2 protein-coding genes and 1 pseudogene are annotated in these 2,244 nt (G+C 64.1%); all 3 read left to right on the plus strand.

Annotated features, from left to right (window positions below; all coding sequences use genetic code 11):
- Positions 1-441: 441 nt before the first annotated feature.
- Positions 442-910, plus strand: a pseudogene (locus BF95_RS25070) (DUF736 domain-containing protein).
- Between the two features lie 83 nt (positions 911-993).
- Positions 994-1,359 (plus strand): hypothetical protein, encoded by a 366-nt coding sequence (locus BF95_RS25075; protein WP_235210009.1) that lies wholly within the window; start codon positions 994-996, stop codon positions 1,357-1,359.
- Positions 1,360-1,510: 151 nt separating this feature from the next.
- On the plus strand, positions 1,511-2,244 hold a 734-nt coding region (locus BF95_RS25080), incomplete at its 3' end, for a DUF2493 domain-containing protein (protein ID WP_235210010.1).

The following is a 2,244-nucleotide window of genomic DNA, read 5'->3' on the forward strand; positions in this document are numbered from 1 at the left end:
TTCCGCCATGCGGTCCGCCGCCATCAGCTGATCGCTCGCGAGACTGGAAACGCACCGATCCGTGCCGGTCATCGCAAGGCCGTCGGTTCTGCCTGTAGGGACCGCCCGATCTCGCCTCGCGCTCTGCTACCGCTACCCGCTCGACCCTGGCGCCAACGCGGCTACCGCCACGCCTCCAGCCTCATCCCCCAATTCAACGTGGCCGTCGCCTGCTCGTCTGCATTCGGGCCTCGTTGTGCTGCAGGTTTGCGCAGAATTTTTGGGCTGGCAGGGGCGTTGCGGGGTGGAGGGGGACGGGGGAAGCGTCGCGCCGGAGGATGTGGAGCGCTGTTCTCGGGACGGGGCGGCCCGCGGGGCAAGGTCGGGGACAGAGAGGAGAGAAGGGACGGGGGGGGTGTCGCCGGAAAATGGATTTCGAGCGACATTCGAAAGGTCAAGACGATGAACATCGGTGAAATCTTCAATCAGAACGGCCGCCTGACGGGCTCGATCGCCACCCGCACGATCGATCTCCCGCGCATCGGGCTGCGCAAGGTCATGAGCGAGAATGAGAAGGCCGTCCGTCAGATCCTGGCGCTCAACGTCGCGCGTCGCTGGGTTCAGGTCGGCGCAYTGTGGGAGGCTGCGTCCAAGCGCACCGGCGAGGTCTTCCTTGCCGGCAATATCGACGATCCCCAGCCTCCCTGAACCGCTGCCGATCGCGCTCTTCCCGGCCGATCATGGCGGCTACATGGTCGCATGGCGGCGCGACACCATGCGCTCCGACTTCGGGGGCAGCATGGGGACCAGCCGCACCAATTATGACGATCGCGGTTCGCGCGACGAAGGCGGCTTCGGCGACAGCACCGCAGGGGCTGACGGCGAACTGGCCGGTGCGGGTGCGCCGTTTGGCGAGGAGGACCCGTTCTGATCACCCGTTGATCGGAACCCGTTCCGGGCCGAGGCGTCAGGCCTCCCCGGCCCTTTTCCTTTCTTCGCATGAGGAGACAGTCCATGCCGCTTCCTTCTTTTCATGACATCGCGCCGCTGTCCGATCTCTCGGCGCTCTGCGCCGCGATCATCGCCAGTCCCGCTATCCGGGATCTGCTGGCACCCCAAAACACGCTTGCGGTCCGCTCGCCGGAGATACCTGGCGGCGTTACATGCGGCGAGATCATCGCTGCTATCTATGACCTGCTCGAAGGCACGCCCTTTGCGCCCCCATGCGGCGCAAATCGTCGAGGCCGTCCTGACGCGCTCAACCGCTTTCGCCAGTGCACGGGCAAGCATGCACTGATCCGACATAATGGGGGCGGGACGCTTTTTGAGCGTTCGCGCCCCCTTTTTTCCTTTTYCCATGATGAGGAGAAAGTACCATGACCCATGACCATTCGCGGCGTATCAGCCACTTCGCAGACCTGCCGACACTGTTTGCACAGATGACGGCGACACCCCGACTTCAAAACGCGCTTTTTGGCGATCCCCATCCCCGCTTTCGATCATCACGCCGGGGCGACGAGCCGGGGCGAGCATGATATGCCCGAACCGCTCCACGCGCAGGCCGATTGCGCGGGGTGTGATCGCCACCATCTTCGATCTCTTGACCGATACCCGCCTCGACGCGCTCGCACCCGAGATCGCCTGGGGCATGGTCAACAGCTTCCACTTCGTCGCTGGCAAGCTTGAACGACAGGAAGACATGCTGGCYCATGAGCTGCGCGATATGATCCGGCGGATCGAGCCYTCCGAGGTCTTCAACAGCGAACTGGAGGAGAAACAGCTCCTGTGCCAGTCGCTGACCGAACAGCGCGAGGCGGTCGAGTGTATGCGCGATTATGCCGCCGAAACTTTCCRCGTGCTRTCKGGTCGYCCCTGGTCGCCGGCKCGYGGATCGCGYGTCTCGAAGGCSGCTACCGCYACGCARGTRTCGATACAGGATTTCCTGCGCGCCCGSGAACTGGCCGAACGSGAGCGGTACCGTCCCCGTGGACCGATCGTTATCGCCTCAGGCCATGCGGAATGGCATGACTGGCAATTGCTCTGGGATCGRCTCGACACGATCCTCGAACGYATCCCGCATATGACGCTGGTGACGACYGCGCAGCGCAAGGGCTTCGACGCGATCGTGGCCTCTTGGGCTGGCAATCGGGAGGTGCAACTTGTGACATATTCGCTGACGGGGTCGGGGCGCGGTGCGCCCTTCGCCCGCAATCGCAAGCTTGTGGACCTGAAACCCGTCGAAGCCTTGCTGGGTGAGGGATCGGG

The organism is Sphingobium sp. Ant17 (assembly GCF_000588875.1).
GTDB lineage: Bacteria > Pseudomonadota > Alphaproteobacteria > Sphingomonadales > Sphingomonadaceae > Sphingobium.